Origin of the sequence: Candidatus Poriferisocius sp., assembly GCF_965204145.1 — a bacterium.
Lineage (GTDB): Bacteria > Actinomycetota > Acidimicrobiia > Acidimicrobiales > Bin134 > Poriferisocius.
On the sequence record NZ_OZ241977.1, the window covers coordinates 540,609 to 558,612 of the forward strand.

General features: G+C 66.9%; 15 protein-coding genes and 1 pseudogene. 10 read left to right on the top strand and 6 right to left on the bottom strand.

The window, feature by feature from the left end; genetic code table 11:
* The first annotated feature begins 51 nt into the window (after positions 1–51).
* A complete protein-coding gene (locus ACOGI7_RS02335) occupies positions 52–1,755 on the top strand; it encodes a glutamine--tRNA ligase/YqeY domain fusion protein (protein ID WP_419850322.1) in 1,704 nt (567 codons plus the stop codon).
* 3 nt (positions 1,756–1,758) lie between these two features.
* Here ACOGI7_RS02335 and ACOGI7_RS02340 read toward each other — a convergent pair whose 3' ends face one another.
* The 4 genes from ACOGI7_RS02340 to ACOGI7_RS02355 all read right to left on the bottom strand — a co-directional run bounded on the left by ACOGI7_RS02340 (position 1,759) and on the right by ACOGI7_RS02355 (position 6,077).
* On the bottom strand, positions 1,759–3,864 hold the full coding sequence (locus tag ACOGI7_RS02340; protein ID WP_419850323.1) for a hypothetical protein: 2,106 nt from the start codon (positions 3,862–3,864) through the stop codon (positions 1,759–1,761).
* On the bottom strand, positions 3,854–4,318 hold the full coding sequence (locus ACOGI7_RS02345) for an RNA polymerase sigma factor (RefSeq protein ID WP_419850324.1): 465 nt from the start codon (positions 4,316–4,318) through the stop codon (positions 3,854–3,856). The genes ACOGI7_RS02340 and ACOGI7_RS02345 overlap by 11 nt, the downstream gene beginning before the upstream one ends.
* Positions 4,319–4,460: 142 nt before the next feature.
* Positions 4,461–5,258, bottom strand: a complete 798-nt coding sequence (locus tag ACOGI7_RS02350) for an SDR family oxidoreductase (protein WP_419850325.1) — start codon at positions 5,256–5,258, stop codon at positions 4,461–4,463.
* 15 nt (positions 5,259–5,273) lie between these two features.
* The gene (locus ACOGI7_RS02355) at positions 5,274–6,077 is read right to left on the bottom strand and encodes an enoyl-CoA hydratase/isomerase family protein (protein WP_419850326.1); all 804 of its coding nucleotides are present in this window, start codon (positions 6,075–6,077) and stop codon (positions 5,274–5,276) included.
* Positions 6,078–6,170: 93 nt separating this feature from the next.
* Here ACOGI7_RS02355 and ACOGI7_RS02360 point away from each other — a divergent pair, with 93 nt between their 5' ends.
* From ACOGI7_RS02360 to ACOGI7_RS02385, 6 genes and pseudogenes are all read left to right on the top strand, one after another.
* Positions 6,171–7,016, top strand: coding sequence for a DM13 domain-containing protein (locus tag ACOGI7_RS02360; protein WP_419850327.1), 846 nt, complete (start codon positions 6,171–6,173; stop codon positions 7,014–7,016).
* 16 nt (positions 7,017–7,032) lie between these two features.
* Complete coding sequence (locus ACOGI7_RS02365; RefSeq protein ID WP_419850328.1) at positions 7,033–7,842, top strand: enoyl-CoA hydratase/isomerase family protein; 810 nt, start codon at positions 7,033–7,035, stop codon at positions 7,840–7,842.
* 47 nt (positions 7,843–7,889) lie between these two features.
* Positions 7,890–8,177, top strand: coding sequence for a hypothetical protein (locus ACOGI7_RS02370; RefSeq protein WP_419850329.1), 288 nt, complete (start codon positions 7,890–7,892; stop codon positions 8,175–8,177).
* 12 nt (positions 8,178–8,189) lie between these two features.
* A pseudogene (locus ACOGI7_RS02375) lies at positions 8,190–8,423 on the top strand (UGSC family (seleno)protein); the annotation flags it as partial.
* Positions 8,424–9,470 (top strand): hypothetical protein, encoded by a 1,047-nt coding sequence (locus tag ACOGI7_RS02380; protein WP_419850330.1) that lies wholly within the window; start codon positions 8,424–8,426, stop codon positions 9,468–9,470. It begins immediately after the preceding pseudogene.
* Complete coding sequence (locus tag ACOGI7_RS02385) at positions 9,470–10,120, top strand: thiamine diphosphokinase (RefSeq protein ID WP_419850331.1); 651 nt, start codon at positions 9,470–9,472, stop codon at positions 10,118–10,120. Before ACOGI7_RS02380 ends, ACOGI7_RS02385 begins: the two co-directional genes overlap by 1 nt.
* 88 nt (positions 10,121–10,208) lie before the next feature.
* On the opposite strand, the gene ACOGI7_RS02390 is transcribed toward ACOGI7_RS02385, so the two are convergent.
* A complete protein-coding gene (locus ACOGI7_RS02390; protein WP_419850332.1) occupies positions 10,209–10,676 on the bottom strand; it encodes a nuclear transport factor 2 family protein in 468 nt (155 codons plus the stop codon).
* Between the two features lie 10 nt (positions 10,677–10,686).
* Entirely contained in the window at positions 10,687–11,697 is a 1,011-nt protein-coding gene (locus ACOGI7_RS02395) for an NADP-dependent oxidoreductase (protein ID WP_419850333.1), read from the bottom strand.
* Positions 11,698–11,753: 56 nt separating this feature from the next.
* Here ACOGI7_RS02395 and ACOGI7_RS02400 point away from each other — a divergent pair, with 56 nt between their 5' ends.
* The 3 genes from ACOGI7_RS02400 to ACOGI7_RS02410 all read left to right on the top strand — a co-directional run bounded on the left by ACOGI7_RS02400 (position 11,754) and on the right by ACOGI7_RS02410 (position 17,912).
* Positions 11,754–13,139: an amidohydrolase family protein gene (locus ACOGI7_RS02400; protein ID WP_419850334.1), complete on the top strand. Its 1,386-nt coding sequence runs from the start codon at positions 11,754–11,756 to the stop codon at positions 13,137–13,139.
* Positions 13,140–13,205: 66 nt separating this feature from the next.
* Positions 13,206–15,524: an arylsulfatase gene (locus ACOGI7_RS02405; protein ID WP_419850335.1), complete on the top strand. Its 2,319-nt coding sequence runs from the start codon at positions 13,206–13,208 to the stop codon at positions 15,522–15,524.
* A 63-nt stretch (positions 15,525–15,587) separates the two neighbouring features.
* The gene (locus ACOGI7_RS02410; protein ID WP_419850336.1) at positions 15,588–17,912 is read left to right on the top strand and encodes an arylsulfatase; all 2,325 of its coding nucleotides are present in this window, start codon (positions 15,588–15,590) and stop codon (positions 17,910–17,912) included.
* Positions 17,913–18,004 lie beyond the last annotated feature (92 nt).

An 18,004-nucleotide genomic window follows, 5' to 3' on the forward strand; every position in this document is an offset into this window, starting at 1 on the left:
GAGCGCATAATGCGTTGCCGGTCAATCGAAATTCAGTCAAGGATGGTGGATATGAGCAATGCCGGGAACCCGGGAGGAGATGAGCCCGGCGAGCGCAGCGACTTCATCCGCAGCCTGATCCGTCAGGACATCGCCGACGGCACTTACGGCGGTCGGGTGCAGACTCGGTTCCCTCCCGAGCCCAACGGCTACCTCCACATCGGCCACGCCAAGTCGATCTGCTTGAACTTCGACTTGGCCGCCGAGTTTGGCGGCACCTGCAACCTGAGGTTCGACGACACCAACCCCGAGACCGAGCGGGCCGACTTCGTGGCCGCCATCGAGGAGGACATCGCCTGGCTCGGCTACGAATCCGACCGGGGCACGCTGTACGCCTCCGACTACTTCGAGCAGCTCTACCAGTGGGCGGAGGATCTGATCGGGGCCGGGCTGGCCTATGTGGACGACCAGGACGCCGAGGCCATCTCCGAGAACCGGGGCAGCTTCACCGAGCCGGGCACCGACAGCCCGTGGCGCAATCGCGCTCCCGAGGAGAACCTCGACCTGTTCCGGCGAATGCGGGCGGGCGAGTTCGCCGACGGCGAGCGGGTGCTGCGGGCCCGCATCGACATGGCCCACGAGAACATGCTCATGCGCGACCCGGTGCTGTACCGCATCCGCCACGCGAGCCACCATCGCACCGGCGACCAGTGGTGCATCTACCCCACTTACGACTGGGCTCACGGCCAAAGCGACGCGGTGGAGGGGGTGACGAACTCCATCTGCACCCTGGAGTTCGACGCCCACCGCCCGTTGTACGACTGGTTCTTGGACCATCTCGACTTGCCCGGCGACCGGCCGCGGCAGACCGAGTTCGCCCGGTTGAACATCACCCACGCCGTGTTGTCCAAGCGCCGCTTACTGGAACTGGTGGACGAGGGCCATGTGGACGGGTGGGACGATCCCCGCATGCCCACCCTGCGGGGTCTTCGCCGCCGGGGTTTCCCGCCCCAGGCCATACGGGAGTTCTGCCGCCACGTCGGGGTGGCCCGGGTGGACGGCACCGTGGAGGTGGAACTGCTGGAGTCGTTCGTCCGCCGGGAGCTGAACGAGGTGGCGCTGCGCCGGATGGCGGTGCTCAACCCGCTGCGCCTGGTGATCGAGAACTACCCCGAGGGCCAAGTGGAGATGCGGGAGGCGGGCAACAACCCCGAGGACCCCTCAGCCGGAGCCCGCCAGGTGCCGTTCTCGGGGGAGCTCTACATCGAGCGGGACGACTTCATGTTGGATCCGCCCCCCAAGTTCTACCGACTGGCCCCGGGCCGAGAGGTGCGGCTGCGGTCGGGCTACTTCGTGACTTGCACCGGGGTGGACACCGACGCCGACGGCAACGTGACCGAAGTGCGCTGCACCTACGACCCCGAGACCGGCTCAGGCCAGGCCCCCGACGGCCGCAAGGTGAAGGCCACCATCCACTGGGTATCGGCCGCCCACGCCCTAGACGGCCGGGCTGTCCTCTACGAGCGCCTGTTCACCGTCCCCCACCCCGGCGCCGACGGCGCCGACCCCATGGAATCGCTCGACCCCCATTCGGCCCAGCTCATCGAAGGCGCCCGCTTCGAGCCGGCCATGGCCGACATCGCCCCCGGCCAAGTAGTCCAGTTCGAGCGCCTCGGCTACTTCGCCCGCGACCCCGACACCCCCGACCTGTTCCACCGCACCGTCGGCCTCAGAGACGAATGGGCCCGCATCCAAAGGCGCCAGGGGAAGAAGTAGGCGCTAGGGGCTGAAATATTCGGGCAGCAGCGCCGTGCGGTTGCCGTTGCCCCAACAGACCACGGTCTGGTCGGGGCGCGAGCCGCAAGTGAAGTTGCGGCCGGCGGCGAGAGCGGTGAATGGCTCCTGTGGAGCCGCGAGCTGCCCCTCACTGCCCAGGCCCCAGCACTCGGCAGTCTGGTCAAGGCGCAATCCGCAGGCATTGAACCTGCCTGAGAAGACTGCGCTGAACTCGCCGGATGGCGCATCGGTTTGGCCGGCGGTGCTGTTGCCCCAGCAGAAGATGGTTTGGTCGGGGCGCAGCCCGCACGCGTGGCCTCCGTCGCCGACAGACACCGACGTGAATTGGCCCTCAGGGGGGTTGGTGTCCGGGCCAAGTGTCACAGTGCTACCCCAGCATGCGACGGTGCGGTCGGGGCGCAGCCCACAAGCATTGTCACCTACGACGTCAAGAGTGATGAATTGGCCGGCAGGCGCATTGGTTTGCCCCTCTCTATTGCCGCCCCAGCATGTGACGGATTGATCGGGGCGAAGCCCGCAGGAGTGGAGCCAACCGGCGGCAACGGAGAGAAACTGCCCCGAAGGCGGCGATGCTCTTCCCGACCCGTGGTGGCCCCAACAGGTCGCGGTCCCATCGACGCGCACTCCGCACGCATGTGCCGAGCCAACATTGACGGAGACGAACAACCCTTCGGGAGCGTCAAGCACACCAGCGAAATCCTCTCCCCAGCATTCGATGGTTTGGTCGGGGCGCAGTCCACAAGAGAATGTGGCCTCTGAGTCGATGGCCGTGAACTGGCCAGGCGGGGGGATGGTTCGATCGTCGTAGTTTCTCCCCCAGCAGACCGCGGTCTGGTTGATGCGAATCCCACATGTGTGCTCCAAGCCTGTGCTGATCCAGAGATATTCTCCCGGAGGAGTAAAGATCTGCCCGTAGTAGTTGTATCCCCAGCAGGTCGCGGTCTGGTTTGGTCGCAGTCCGCAGGTGTGCCAGCCCCCGGTGCTGATGGAGTTGAACTGGCCCTGTGGTGCATCCAGTTGTCCGTGGGAGTTGTCCCCCCAGCACTCGACAGTGTGATCGGGTCGCAGCCCGCAGGTGTGCTCTAACCCGGCGACCACGTCTATGAACTGGCGGAAGGGAGGTTCTGTTTCTCCTGATCGGTTATATCCCCAACAGACAACGTATTGGTCGGTTCGCAACCCGCACACATGACTTGCGCGGGCCGTGATGGCAGTGAACTGGCCTGGTGGCACCTTCGTTGTCCCCCAACCGCTGAATCCCCAGCAGGTGATGGTCTGGTCGGTGCCCAACCCGCACGAGTAGCCGTTTCCGGCCGCGACGGACAAGAACTGGCCCTGAGGCGGTGATGTCTCTCCGGAGACATCACCGCCCCAGCAGGTGATGGTTTGGTCGGTGCGCAACCCGCAGGCGTGAAATGACCCGGTGGCAACCGCAGTGAACAGCCCGTCTGGTTGGTTGATGATGTCGCCCCAACAGAGCACAGTTTGGTCGGTGCGGAGTCCGCAGGTGTGGAAGCCACCGGCGAAGATTGCGGTGTACCGGTCATCTGGGGCAGGGGCAGCAACCGGCTCTGGAATCATCGCCGTCCCGGATTGCGATGGTTCCGCTCCTCCGTTTTCGGCGGGTTGGGTTTCGGTCACCGGGACAGTCGGTTCTGGGGTGTGGGTGGGAGTCTGCTCTGGTTCGGCGGGTTGGGTTTCGGTCACCGGGACAGTCGGTTCTGGGGTGTGGGTGGGGGTCTGCTCTGGTGTTGCCGGTGGCGTCAGGGATTTCTTGTCGCCGTTCTCGGTTTCGGGAGGCCTAACGTCCTGGCTCCTGTCGCCATCTTCCGGCTGGGGAGTGGCTACGGAAGGTTCAGGGGTATCAACAAACCGAGTTTCCAGCGGGGACTCGTTGTCGTTGGCGATGGCCTGGACACTGATGATGATGCCAGCGATGAGGGCGAGCACGGTGATCCCGGCGGCCAGTCTCTGGTTTCTCCGGCGTCGCCGGGCACGAGCGCGAATCTCCCGCAGCGATGACGGTTCGACACGGATGCCGCCCGCTCTTCGGCCGAAATGGTCTCTGAGTTCTTCGTTAATTCCCACGGGGATCCTCCACAAGATCGGCGAGGCGGTCCAGGGCGCGGCTGAGCCGGCTCTTGACCGTTCCCGGAGCGATGTTCAGGGCTTCTGCTATCTGGCGTTCCGACCAATCGAGGTAGTAGCGGAGCACCACTACCGATCGCTGGCCGACGGAAAGTTGGGCCAGTGCCGCGTCCATTCGGTTGACCACTCCCAGCGCGATGTCTTGGCCCTCTCTCGGTGTGGGCAAGGGCCTGCGGAGGAGTTTGCGCAGACGGGAGCGAGCCCAATTGAGCCCCACCCGGTACACCCAGCCGGCAGGGTTTTGATAGTTGCCCACCGTGTTCCAGCGCTGATACGCCCTGGTCATCGCCTCGTCGGCGGCGTCATGGGCCAGGTCTATGTCGCTCAGCGTCAGGGCCAGTGCCCGACAGACGTCGCCGTGATGTCGGCGATAGAAGGCTTCGAAGTCGGGCACGCCCTTTCTTCGAAGGCCGGAGATCTGAATTTCTTCTGTCGAGCCCTCGTCTGGGTTTCCACCCGGTATGGCTTCGTCCACTGTCAGTTAAACGCTTGAAGCCATTGGCTGGTTCCGTCCCAACCGGGAATCGTCCAGGCCTCTACTCCAGGGTCGGCCAGCGGTCGGCGGTGGTGTTGGCCGCGGGCCAGGTGTCGGCGTTGAGGGCGGCGTCGCTGCCGCCGTCCATGAAGACTGCTGAGCCGCAGAAGAAGCTGGATTCGGGCGACAGCAGGAAGGCCAGCAGGTTGGCCACTTCGGTTGGATGGCCGGGTCGACCGATGGGGATGGGGTACACATCGCCCAGATTCATGATCATGTCGAGGTTCTCGGCCACCAGCGGGGTGTCGATGAGGCCAGGGGCCACCGCGTTCAGCCGGATACCCGAGCCGATCCAGTCGTCGCCGATGGCGGTGCGGCGAACCCACCTGGCCAGAGCCAGCTTGCTGGTGGCGTAAGCCGTTCCCGGATCGGAGCCGGCCAGCTCTCGGGCCCGGGCCTCGTCGTCATTGAGGCAGGCCTCGATCAGCCCATCGGGCAGGGCGACCACCGTGGTGCTGGAGTTGGAGCTGATGGCCACGGCCGAGGCGTCGGTGCCTTGGGCCAACAACGGGCGCAGCCCCTCAACGGTGGCCACAGCTCCGAAGTAGTTGATCGATACCACCTGTTGGGGGTCGGGGCCGGTGATTCCCGCGCCGGCCACTAGGCCGTCGATTCGGCCTCCGCTGGCTGCGGCCACCGCGCCGATCATCGCGTTGCGCCCCTCGGGGGTGGACAGGTCGGCGATGACCTCGGCGTCGCGGATGTCCACCCCGATCACCTCGTGGCCGTCTCGGGAGAGCCGCTCCCTGGTGGCTTGGCCGATTCCGCCTGCTGATCCGGTGATGACAATCGTTCCCATAGGTATCTGCTTAGCCTATGCGGGGTCCAAGGGTGCCCATTGGGGGTCGCGTTTTTCGGCGAAGGCAGCCGGTCCCTCTACTTGGTCGGGGTGGCCCCAGATGCCGGTCATGTGGAAGGCGCCGGTTTTGCTGGCCTCGGTGAGGCCGTATTCCATGGCGTCCCACAGGGCCTTCTTGGTGGCGGCCATGGCCGCGGGGGAGTTGCGGGCGATGGCTTCGGCGATCTCGCCGGCTCGCTCCCGCAGGCGCTCGGGCGGGTCGACGATTTCGCTGATCATGCCCAGCTCGTAGGCCCGCTGGGGGCCCATCCGCTCATGCGCCCCCATCAGGGCCATGCGCATAACCGTCTCGGCGGGCATCTTCTTCAACAGCGCGATGGCCTCGAGGGCCACTACTTGGCCCACCGACACATGGGGGTCGAAGAACTGGGCGTCGGAGGCGGCGATCACGATGTCGGCGTCGGCCACCCAGTGGAAGCCGCCTCCGCAGCAGATCCCGTTCACCGCGGTGATCACTGGCTTGCGCACCTTTTGGTGCCACGAGGTGAAGTGCAGGTCGAAGTTCTCCACCGACTCCCGGTAGCGCTCCATGCCCTGGCCGTCGGTGGCCAGCTCCACCACGTCCACCCCGGTCTGGAAGGCCCGCCCTTCCCCGGTGTGGACGATCACCCGCACCTCGGGGTCTCGGTCCAGCTCAAGCCACGCCTCGGCGAACTCCTCGCGCATCTGGGAGTTCATGGCGTTGAGCTGGTCGGGGCGGTTGTTGATCAGCCATCCCACCCGGCCCTTTCGCTCCACGATCAGCGTCTCGTAGCTCATCTCGCCAGTTTGTCGCGGTGCTTTCAAAGATGCCCCGTCGTTGGGGAGGGCCACCATCTGTGATTTTGGATTTCTCCCCGTACATTGAGGGGTATGAAACGGCTGATATCCCGCTTGTGGGGCTGGTTGAAGGCACTGCCGACCCGAGCCAAAGTACTCATCGCCGTGGTGTTGGCCGCCCTGCTGGGTGTGTTGATCTGGTTGGTGTTCTTCTGGTTCGCCTTCCAGACCTACTTCATCGACGACAAAGTTGATGAGGCTGGCCCGGTGTTCGACAGCGGCGCAGTGGCTGAAGCCCCGGCTGTCGAACCAGCCGGACCCGACCCCACGGCGGGCGACCCCGCTGTCCCGGCTGCGACGCCGACCGCTGCTGAGCCGACCGCTGCTGAGCCGACCGCTGCTGAGCCGACCGCTGCGACGCCCGACGCGCCGGCCCCGGTACCTGAGACCGATACCACCACCCCCGCGCCTGCCGCGGGCCCCATGCCGGGCGACGAGCTGTCGGAGGAGCTCATCGCCGAGATGGACGAGGCCATGGAAGAGCTGGGCATGCCCGAGGAGATGCCGGTCGAAGAGACCATGCCTGAGATGCCCCAGGTGAGGGTGGAGGCGTCGGGCGAGTTCATCAGCCGCAGCCACCCAACGCAGGGACGGGTAGATGTGCTGGGCGACGGCACCGGGCAGCGGTTCCTGCGGTTCGAGGATTTCAGGACCGACAACGGCCCCGACCTGAACGTCTATCTGAGCGCGGCTCCCCCCGACGCCCCTGTCGGCCAGTTCACCGACGTCTACGTCGACCTCGGCGATCTCAAGGGGAACGTCGGCTCGCAGAACTACGAGATTCCCCGCGACCTCGACCTCGACGTCTATTCCACCGTGGTGATCTGGTGCGTGAGGTTCTCGGTGGTGTTCGGTGCCGCCGAGCTCGTTCCCGGCTGATTAGCCTGGGGCACCCATGAAGCCCTATCCCACGCCGCCTGACGGGCTGCAAGTGGTCTCGGCACCGCCGATTCTGACCCTCACCCTCGACCGGCCCCAGCGCCGCAACTCGCTGACCGACGACATCGTCTTGGCCCTGATCGACACTTTGGAGGCGGCCAGCGCCGACGAGGAGATCAGGGCGGTTCTCCTCAACGCCACTGGCGACAACTTTTGCAGCGGCTTCGACTTGGCCGGGCGGGCGGGCGGCGGCACCCGGCCCCGGCCGGGCAGCATCTCCCGGCGCATGCCCTACCTGGTGAACCGGCTCATCCCGGTGATGTTGGAGGTGCAGGTGCCCATTGTGTGCGCAGTGCGGGGCTGGGCAGTGGGGCTGGGGCTCAGCCTGGTGCTGGCCTCCGATTTCGCGGTGGTTGCCGATGATGCCCGATTGCGGGCCCCGTTCACCTCGATGGGCATCACTCCCGACAGCGGGTCGTCATGGCTTCTGCCTCGCCTGGCCGGGGTGGCCCGGGCCAAGCAGATGCTGATGCTGGGCGAGGAGGTTTCCGGGGCCGAGGCGGCGTCGTGGGGGCTGATTCACCAGGCGGTATCAGCCGGCAAAGTGGATGTCGAGGCCGCCGCCTTGGCGGCTCGCTTGGCCGGCTCGGCCACCGTGGCCGTCGGTTTGGCCAAAGTGCTAATCCATAGCGGCTCTGGACGCAGCCTGGAAGCCCACCTGGGTGACGAGGCGTTTGCCATGGAGCTGTCGTCCCGTTCCGCCGATTTCCGGGAGTGGGCCGAATCTCGCCGAGAAGACCGTCCTCCCGAGTTCACCGGGCGATAGGCACTACTCACACCGGTCTCAGCGGCACCGGCCGGTAGTCTGCACCCATGTTGGTATTGGATCCGACGGCTGCTCCGCCGCTGATCGACCCTGATCGAGGCCCCGATGCCGGCCCGCTGACCGGCAAGCGGGTGGGCATCCGCTACGACCTCACCTGGCGCTCTTTCCTGTGGACCACCGATGAGTGGACCCGCAAGCTGGAGGTGGCCGGGGCCGAGGTGGTGCCGTGGTGCTCGGAGTCCCGCCAGGACGTGAAGCTCGAGGACGCGGTGCTCGAAGAGCTGGAAGGCTTCGCCACCGATGTGGACATCGCCATCGTGGGCTTGGGCAATTGAGGCAGCTGCACGTCCTGGACCGTCCACGACGCAGTCGCAGTGGCGGCCCAGGGCAAGACGGCGGTCGCCGTCGTAACCGAGGAGTTCGTGCCGCTGGCCGAGATCATGGCCCGCAACATGGAGCGACCGGGTCTGCGGCTGTGCGTGCTGCCCTATCCGCTGGACACCCGTCCCGAGCCGGAAGTGCGCCAGATCGCCCACGACTTCTGGTCGTCGCTGCTGGACTCGCTGGGAGTGCCGTCGTAGATGCCCCCTGACGGCGACGCCATTCCCGACGGGCAGGTCGAGGCTCCCGACGACCCGGTGGAGTTCATGCGTTGGGCCACGGCTCAGGGCTGGGGCGACGGCCTGCCCTTGATCTCGCCCACGCCGGAGCGGGTAGCCCAGTTCACCGCTGCCGCTGGCCGCCTGGCCGATTCGGTGCTGTTGGAGGTGCCGCCGGCCAACGCTTGGTGCACGGTGGAGAAGCTGGCCATCAACGCCTGCATGGCCGGGGCTGCTCCCGAGGCCATGCCGCTGATGATGGCCGCACTGGAGGCCATGGCCGAGCGGCCGTTCGACCTGTTCGCGCTCAACACCACCACCAGCTCGGTGGTGCCCTGCCTGTTTGTGAACGGCCCGGCCCGAGATCGGCTGGATCTGCCGTACCAGGCCGGATGCTTCGGCGGCGCGGCGGGAGCCGGGCCGGCCATCGGCCGGGCCATCCGGCTGGTGATGCGCAACGTGGGCGGCCAGGTGGCCGGTGAGACCTCCAAGTGCGTGCTGGGCCAGCCCGCCCGGGTGGTGGGCCTGGTGATGGGGGAGTGGGAGGAGCGCTCTCCGTGGCCGCCGCTGGCCGAGCGCCGGGGGGTGAGCGGCGACGCAGTCACCGTCTACGGCACCATCGGCACCATGGACATCGCCGACATCGCCGCCGACAACGGCCAATCGCTGGCCTGGGTCATCGGACAGTCGCTGGCCTATGTGGGCACCAACGCCTACATCTCCCATTGGGGCGCCGAGGTCATGGTGGTGGTGCCCCCACCCTGGGCCGACATGCTGGCCGCGGCCTATCCGACTGTCGAAGACGTGCAAGAGGCCCTGTGGCAAAACGCCTGCCACCAGGTTGACGACTTCCCCGAGACCCACAAGCAGTGGCTGGCCGAGCGCGACCGGATCAGCTCCGACGGCACCGCCTACATCGTGGAGCACCCCACCGATGTGATCGTGATGTGTGCCGGCGGCCTCGGCAACCTCCACGCCGGCGGCCTCCACAACTTCGGCCCCACCCGAGCCATCACCCGCCCATTCTGATGACACCGCCAACGGAGCCATCGGTCACCGTGGTGGTCGTAGCGGGCGGCGACCCCCCGACACCAGAAGAGATCGCCCGCCTCCCCGCCAACCCAGTGGTGGTAGCCGCCGATGCCGGCCTCGATCATGCCCAAGCAGCCGGATTGATGGTGGCAGTGGCAGTAGGCGACATGGACTCGGTATCACCCGAAGCCCTAGCCGCCGCCGAGCAGTCTGGAACCCGCATAGAGCGCCACCCCCCCGACAAAGACCAAACCGACCTGGAGCTAGCCCTAGAGTTGGCCGCCCGCCTCGCCGACCGCGTGATCGTCATCGGCGCCAGCGGCGGCCGCCTAGACCACCTAATCGGCAACCTAAACGTGCTGGCCTCTCCCGCCTGGGCCGGAGTCGACATAGAAGCCTGGCTAGGCAACGCCCAAGCCGTCGTAGTCCACAGCCACCGCGCTCTGGCCGTTGAGCCCGGCACAACCGTGTCGCTATTCGCACTAGGCGGCCCCGCCCGGGCAACCACTAGCGGCCTAGCCTGGCCCCTGAACGATGAAGTCCTAGACCCCCTCACCAGCCGAGGAGTAAGCAACCAAGTTCAGAGCTCTTCGCCCCAGATAGCGGTGTCCGAGGGTGTGGTGTTGGCGGTGATCCCCCACCCGTAGGGGTCGGGGGGTGGCGCCGCAGGCGGACCTGGCCGCTCCGACGGCCAGGCCGCCGTAGGTGACAGGACCCGCCGACCCCGGTGGATGGTCAACCAGTAGGCCGCTCCACCGGAAACACCCGATTCCCCTCAACCTCAACCCGCTGCCGCCGCAAACGCAAAGAGGCAATCCTCCACTTCCCATCAGAGCCCTTGCGATAAGTCTCCTCGTACCACCCCGTACCCCACATCTGCCCCACACCACTCTCCGGCGGCCAGTCCAAGTGGTCCTCCATCGACCACACAGCAGAGGCAGTATCAGGCCCGTCGATGCTGATCTCGCTCATGTGGCCGTGGTGGGTGGTAATGATCGGGGCCAAGATGGGCTCCAAGTACACCCGGAAGGCCTTGTTGCCGGTGATGTCGGAGTCCTCGCCGGTGTCGTCGGGGGTGGAGATCACCACGTCGTCGCAGAACACGTCCTCCCACTCGTCCCACCGCTTCTGGTCCATCAACCGGAAATACCGGGCCTTGAGCTGGCGAATGGCCTCAATCTCAACCAAGTCCTCAGGAGTCATGGCTGGCACGCTAGTCGGCTGAAACTCTCACAAGCTGTTTGCCGATGTTGCGGCCCTCGAAGAGCCGGGCCAGCGCTTGGGGGACGTTCTGGATGCCGTCCACCACGTCTACCCGGTAGCGGATGCGCCCATCCCGCACCCACTGGGCCAGGATGGGGAGCGCCTCGCCGAAGCGGTGGAAGTAGTCGGTGATGATCACGCCCTGCACCTTCAACCGCCGGAACAAGATATTGCGGAACAGTCGGGGCGACCACCAGTCGCCCTCTGCGTTGTAGGTGGAGATCATGCCGCACAGCACTACCCGGGCGTGGTTGTTCACTAGGCCCAGAACGGCATCCATCACCTCGCCGCCCACGTTCTCGAAGTCCACATCGATGCCGGCCGGGCACGCCGCCCGGAACTGCTCGTCCAGGTTGCCGGCTTTGTGGTCCACACAAGCGTCGAAGCCCAGTTCCTCGGTCACGAACCGGCACTTCTCCGGCCCACCGGCCACCCCCACCACCCGACAGCCCACGATCTTGCCGATCTGGCCCGCCACCGAGCCGGTGGCCCCGGCGGCCGCCGACACCACCAGAGTGTCGCCGGGGCGGGGTTCACCGATGTCGAGCAGGCTCCAATAGGCGGTCATGCCAGTGGGGCCGAGCACGCCGGTGAACGCCTCCAGCGGCAACCCCAGTTCCATAGGGATGTGCTCGGCCCGGTCGAGCACCGAGTACTCCTCCAAGATCAGCCCGCCGGTGACCACGTCGCCAGGCTGAAACTCTGGATGACGAGACTCGATCACGGTGCCCCACGTGCGCCCCCGCATGGGCTCGCCCACCTCAATGGGGGGCATGTAGGCATCCAAGTCGCTCATCCAGATCCGGTGGGTGGGGTCCATGGACAGATAGGTGTTGCGCACCAGCATCTGGCCATCGCCCGGCTTGGCCACCGGCAGCTCGGTCAGCTCCAAGTCGTCGGCAGTGATGTCGCCTTGGGGCCGAGCCCGCAGCACCCAGCGCCGATTCTGCTCGCTGGTCATCTGGCCCCTCCCGTCATCCCCGGCACACTCTACGGGGCCGTCACTAGTCTCACCCCATGAGCGAGATGTCTCCCGCCGACGTTAGAGAGCGGCTCGACCACCCGGTGGTGGACAGCGACGGCCACTATTGGGAGCACTGGCCCGACCTTGACCGCTATGTGCGGGACGAGGGCATCAGCGAGGGACTGAACGCGCTGTGGGCCACGGGAACCTTCGACGGGAGTTCCCACTGGGCCCAGGTGGCCCCCGAGGAGCGCCCCCGGGTGCGGCCATTCCGCCAGACGTGGTGGGGCGTCCCGTTCGGCAACACCGACGACCTGGCTGCGGCCATGGCCCCCGAGCTGATGTACCGCCGTCTGGATGAGCTGGGCTTGGACCTGGCCCTCTGCTACCCCACATGGGGGCTGGTGGTGCCCAGCCAGCGCAACGACGAGATCCGCCGGGGGATGTGCCGGGCTTGGAACCGCTACACCGCCGACGTGTACGACGGCTTCGGCGACCGCCTGGTGCCGGTGGCCACCATCCCCACCGCCACTCCCCAAGAAGCGGTGGACGCGCTGGACCACGCGGTGGTCGATCTGGGCTTCAAGGTGGCGATGCTGGGCGGCTTCGCGGTGCGCGACCTGGAGGGCGGGGGCACCTGGATCGACTCGCTGGGCCTTGACAGCGCCTACGACTACGACCCACTGTGGCAGCGGCTGGTGGAGCTGGGCACCGTGGCCGGTTTCCACTCCGGTTCGATGGGGTGGAGCGGGCGCCGGTCCATCACCAACTTCTCCTACAACCACATGGGCAACTTCGCCGGGGCCAGCGAGGCCACCCTCAAGTCGCTGCTGTTCGGCGGGGTGCTCCACCGGTTCCCCGATCTGCGGCTGGCCTTCCTCGAAGGGGGCACCACCTGGGCGGTGCAGTTGGTACACGACGTGATCGGCCACTACCACAAGCGCGGGCCCGAGGGTCTGCCGGCCTACGACCCTGACGCCTTCGACTCCGACCGGTTCGACCGGCTGCTGGCCGAGCACGCCGGAAAGCTCAACCCCGAGCCCGGCTTCGGCGCCCAGTTCGCCGACTTCTTCCGCACCCCCGACGTGGTGAACGACTTCGAGGCGTCGGGCATCACCGGGCCCGACGACGTGATCCGCCAGATCTCTACATCCTGTTGGTTCGGATGCGAGGCCGACGACCCGCTCACCCGGCTGGCCTTCGACCCCGAGCTGCCGGGCGGCACCCCGCTGAACGCCGTCTTCAGCTCCGATATCGCCCACTGGGACGTGGCCAACATGGTCGACGTGATGCCCGAGGCCTACGAGCAGGTGGAGAACGGCTGGCTCGACGAGCTGCAGTTCCGGGCCTTCATGTGCGACAACGCGGTGCGGCTCTGCACCGGCGCCGACCCCGGTTTCTTCAAGGGCACGGTTCTCGAGGACTACCAGCCCGCCTGAGCGCTGCCCTCCGATGGCCGCTGGACATTGCCGTATTGTGTCGGCGGCGAACCACAAGGAGATCCGATGACCGATCAGCGCCAGCAGGAGCACTATCCCGGGTTCGAGGGCACGGTGGGAAAGATCATGGCTACCTCCGAGTCGTGGTGGCCGCCCCGCCCCACCCCGCCCGAGGGCGCTCCCAACATCGTGGTTGTGCTGGCCGACGACCTGGGCTACTCCGACGTGAGCTGCTACGGCTCAGAGATCGCCACCCCGGCCATCGACGATCTGGCCTCCACCGGGGTGCGCTACACCAATTTCCACGTCACCCCGCTGTGCTCGCCCACCCGGGCCGCGTTGTTGACCGGGCTCAACTCCCACCACGTGGGGGTGGGCTTCGTGGCCAACGCCGATCCCGGGTTCCCCGGCTACGCCGGAGAGCTGCCCCACAACCAGCAAACGCTGGCCGAGATGCTCAAGGCCAGCGGCTACGCCACCATGGCGGTAGGCAAGTGGCACCTGTGCAAGGAGACCGACCTGTCGATCGCCGGCGACACCCACTCATGGCCGCTCCAGCGGGGCTTCGACCAGTTCTACGGTTTCCTGGAAGCGCTCACCAACTTCCATCACCCCCACCTGATGTACGAGGGCAACAGCCCCATCGACATCGCCGAGTACCCCGAGGGCTACTACCTCACCGACGATCTCACCGACCGGGCGTGCCGCATGATCCGCGAGGTCAAGGCCACCGACCCCGACAAGCCGCTCTTCTTGTACTACGCCCACGGGGCGGTCCACGCCCCGCTGCACGCCAAAGCCGAAGACATCGCCCGCCACCGGGGCAACTACGACAAGGGCTGGGACCAGCTCCGCGAGGAGCGCCTGGCCCGCCAGATCGACCTCGGGGTGGTGCCGCCGGACACCGAGCTGCCGCCCCGGAACTTCGAGCCCGACGAGGACGTGCGGGCATGGGACAGCTATTCGGAGGGTGAGCGGCGGGTGATGGCCCGCTACATGGAGGTGTACGCCGCCATGGTGGAGTCGATCGACGACAGCGTGGCCCGCATCCGGGCCGAGCTGGAGGCCATAGGCCAGCTCGACAACACCATCTTCGTGTTCACCAGCGACAACGGGGCCTCCCGCGAGGGTCGGGCCCAGGGGACCACCTCGTATTTCACCTACAGCAATCCTGGAGCGATGTCGTCGGCGGAGGTGGGCGAAGAGGAGATGAACGCCCTCGACGCCATCGGTGGCCCCACCACCTGGCCCCACTACCCTCGAGGCTGGGCCATGGCCTGCAACACCCCCTTCCGGCTCTACAAGATCACCTCCTATCGGGGCGGCCACTCGGTGCCGTTCGTGTTCTCGTGGCCAGCCCGCACTGCGTCGGTGGGTGGGGAGCTGCGCCACCAGTACGCCCACATCATCGACCTGCTGCCCACCCTTTCGGAGATGGTGGGGGTAGACATCCCCTCCGAGCGCCAAGGACTGGCCTCCGAGAGCCCCGACGGCGTGTCGTTTGCCACCACGCTGGGCGACCCCGATGCCCCCTCCGAGCGCACCGAGCAGTACTACGAGTGCATCGGCCACCGGGCCTACTACCGCGACGGCTGGGTGGCCGCCGCCTTCCACGAGTTCATGACCCCGTTCAGCACCGACCGCTGGGAGCTGTTCAACCTGGAGGACGACCTGAACGAGCGGGTCAACCTGGCCGAGGCCGAGCCCGAGAAGCTGGCCGAGCTCGTAGAGGCCTGGGAGGAGGCCGCCTGGCGCAACCGGGTTTACCCCCTCGACGAGGGCACCGGGTTGTACCGCCTGCTCCGTCCCGCTGAGCACGACCTGCTCACCCGGCCGCTGCGGATCCTGCCCGGCACGCCCACCGTGGAGCGGTATCGAGCGTCGCGGATCATCGCGGGGGGCAACTTCACCGTCACCGTCGACCTGCACCACCAACCCGGCGACCAGGGAGTGCTGGTGGCCCACGGCGGGCAGGCGTCGGGCTATGTGCTCTACATCGAAGACGGCGCCCTTCACTTCGAGGTGAACAGCGGCGGCCAGCCCATGGCGTTCGACCCCATGGACTTGTCGGGGGAGTGCCGCCAGATAGTTCTAGTTGTCGCCGCCCCCGGCGGGCGCATCTGGAACATCACGGTGAGCGCCGACGGCCAGACCGGCATCACCGCGTCGAATATCCCCCAGATCTACGGCTTCATCCCCTGGGAGGGCATCGACGTGGGCGTCGACCGTCGATCCCCGGTGTCGTGGCAGCTCCACCAGCGCCACGGCTCGTTCCCCTACACCGGCACCATCCACCAGGTGACCTACGTCCCCGGCCCCCCCGCCCCCGACACCGAAGAAGTCCGCCTAGCCGAACTCCGCGAAATCGGAATGGGCCTTGAATAGCCCCCGCCGCCCCGCCGGGGGATGGTGTATCTATAGTGGCCGCCGCAGCCACGAGGAGAACAGATGACCGATCAGCGCCAGCAAGAGCACTATCCCGGTTTCGGGGGCAAGATCGGGCGCATCATCGCCACCTCAGAGTCGTGGTGGCCGCCCAAGCCCACGCCACCCACCGATGCCCCCAATATCGTGATCGTGCTGGCCGACGATCTGGGTTTCTCCGATCTAGGTTGTTACGGCTCGGAGATACCCACCCCGGCCATCGACGCGTTGGCCGCCTCCGGCGTGCGCTACACCAACTTCCACGTCACTCCGCTGTGCTCGCCCACCCGGGCTGCGCTGTTGACCGGTCTCAACTCCCATCACGCCGGGATGGGCTTCGTGGCCAATGCCGATCCCGGCTTCCCCGGCTATGCCGGCGAGCTGCCCCACAACCAATCAACGCTGGCCGAGATGCTCAAGGCCAACGGCTACGCCACCGCGGCGGTAGGGAAGTGGCATCTGTGCTTGGAGTCGGACCTGTCAATCGCCGGCGACACCCACTCGTGGCCGCTCCAGCGGGGCTTCGACCAGTACTACGGGTTCTTGGAGGCCCTCACCGACTTCCACTTCCCCCACCAGCTTTATGAGGGCAACAACCCCGTGCACGTGGACCAGTACCCCGAGGGCTACTACCTCACCGACGATCTCACCGAGCGGGCGTGCCGCATGATCCGCGAGGTCAAGACCACCGATCCCGACAAGCCGCTCTTCTTGTACTACGCCCACGGGGCGGTCCACGCTCCGCTGCACGCCAAGGCCGAGGACACCGCCCGCCACCGGGGCAACTACGACAAGGGCTGGGACCAGCTCCGCGAGGAGCGCCTGGCCCGACAAAAGGAAATGGGCATCGTCCCCGCCGATGCCGAGCTGCCCCCCCGCAATACCGAGCCCAACGAGGACGTGCGAGCCTGGGACAGCTATCCCGAGCCTGACCGCCGGGTGATGGCCCGCTACATGGAGGTGTACGCCGCCATGGTGGAGTCGATCGACGAGAGCGTGGCCCGCATCTCAGCCGAACTGGAGGCGCTCGGCCAGCTCGACAACACCATCTTCGTCTTCACCAGCGACAACGGGGCGTCCCGGGAAGGCCGGGCCCAGGGAAGCACCTCGTATTTCACCCACAGCGGCACCGGGGCCCGGCCCTCCCCTGACGTGAGCGAATTCGAGATCGAGGCCCTCGAGGCTGGCGAAATCGGCGGCCCGACCACTTGGCCCCACTATCCCCGGGGCTGGGCTATGGCCTGCAATACCCCCTTCCGGCTCTACAAGATCACCGCCCACCGGGGCGGACACTCGGTGCCCATGGTGCTGTCGTGGCCGGCCCGCACCGCGGCCATGGGCGGGGAGCTGCGCCACCAGTACACCCACATCACCGATCTGCTGCCCACCCTGGCCGACCTGCTCGGCCTCGACGTGCCCACCGAACGCCAGGGACAGGCCTCGGACGCCCCCGACGGGGTGTCGTTCGCGCCCACGCTGAGCGATGCCGACGCCCCGTCCGACCACACCGAGCAGTACATCGAGTGCATCGGCCACCGAGGCATGTACCGCGACGGCTGGGGGGCGGCCATCTTCCATGAGCACCACACCCCGTTCAGCGAGGACCGCTGGGAGCTGTTCAATTTGGCCGACGACTTCAACGAGCGCAACGACCTGGCCGACGCCGAGCCCGAGAAGCTGGCCGAGATGGTGGAGGCCTGGGAGGAGGCCGCCTGGCGCAACCGGGTCTTCCCCCTCGATGAGGCCTCCGGGCTTTTCCGCACGGTGAAGCCGCCCGAGCACGCCAGGCTCACCCGGGAGCTGCGCATCCTGCCCGGATCGCCCACCGTGGAGCGATTGCGGTCGTCCCGGCTCATCGCCGGCGGCAATTTCACCATCACCGTGGATCTGCACCACCGCCCCGGCGACCAGGGCGTGCTGGTGGCCCACGGCAGCCAGGCGTCGGGCTATGTGCTCTACATCGAAAACGACGCCCTGCACTTCGTGGTCAACAGCTCTGGCCGGTATCTGGCTGCCGAACCCGTAAACCTGCCGGGGGAGTGCCGACAGGTTGTGGTCGACGCCGCCGCCCCCGGCGGGCGCATCTGGAATTTCACCGTGAGCGCCGACGGGCAGGAGGGTGCCACGCTCGCCGAAGTCCCCCAGATGATCGGCTTTTTGCCCTGGCAGGGCATCGATGTCGGGCTCAACCGGCGCTCTCCGGTGTCGTGGGACCTCTACCAGCGCCACGGCACCTTTCCCTACACCGGCACCATCCACCAGGTGACCTACCTCCCCGGCCCCCCCGCCCCCGACGTAGACGACGCCCTCCTAGAAGACTTCCGCGAATTCGGAATGGCGTTGGAGTAGTTCCCTGCCCCCTCTGGGGACATTGCGATCAAGAGGGAATCAGCCAGCGGCACACCGCTGTTGACGGGATGTTGGTGCGCGCGCGTTGGTGG